This window comes from Corallococcus sp. AB049A (genome assembly GCF_003668885.1).
GTDB lineage: Bacteria > Myxococcota > Myxococcia > Myxococcales > Myxococcaceae > Corallococcus > Corallococcus interemptor.
Genome location: NZ_RAWL01000027.1, coordinates 1 through 604 on the forward strand (window position 1 = coordinate 1; position 604 = coordinate 604).

Genomic DNA, 604 nt, shown 5'->3' on the forward strand with positions numbered 1-604 from the left:
CCCGCCACCGGGGCCTCCATGCGGAAGGTCTCCAGCGACGCGCGCACCCGGGGCGCCATGGCGTCCCAGCGGTCGGCCGGCGCGCTGACCGTCACCACGGCGTGGCGGCCTTCCGAGGCCAGCCCCGCCACCAGCACCGTGCGCACCTGTCCGGCCTCACGCAGCGTGCTCAGCACCTCCACCCGGGGCACGGGCCCGCCCACGCGGTCCACCCGATCCGGCGTCAGCGCTACGCCCAGTTCCCGCTGGAAGTGCTGCATCACGGCCGTGGAGAACGCGTCGCGCTCCGAAGGGGTCGCGGAGAAGCCCCCGTCCACGACGGCGATGAGGAACGTGGCCGCGTCCGGCCCCTCCCCGTCCGCCAGGGCCGCGGACAGGGCGCGCGTGCGCACGCCGTCCCCGGACACCGCGCCCGCCTGCGATCCGGCGTAGCGCTCCCAGCGCGTCATCCGGAAGGTGTCCGGAGGACGGAAGCTGTAGCCGTCCCGGCGCAGCTCCGTGCCGAGCGCGCCGGACAGCGACAGCCACACACCGGTGAGGACGGGCAGGAGCACGGGCCCCGAGGATAACCCCGAAGCCCGCGCCACGCCCGCTCCCCTCTGCC

1 protein-coding gene is annotated in these 604 nt (G+C 76.0%); it reads right to left on the reverse strand.

Annotated features, from left to right (window positions below):
* Positions 1-554 (reverse strand): hypothetical protein (locus tag D7X55_RS05065; RefSeq protein WP_121722392.1); only part of this gene is annotated, 554 nt, incomplete at its 3' end.
* Positions 555-604 lie beyond the last annotated feature (50 nt).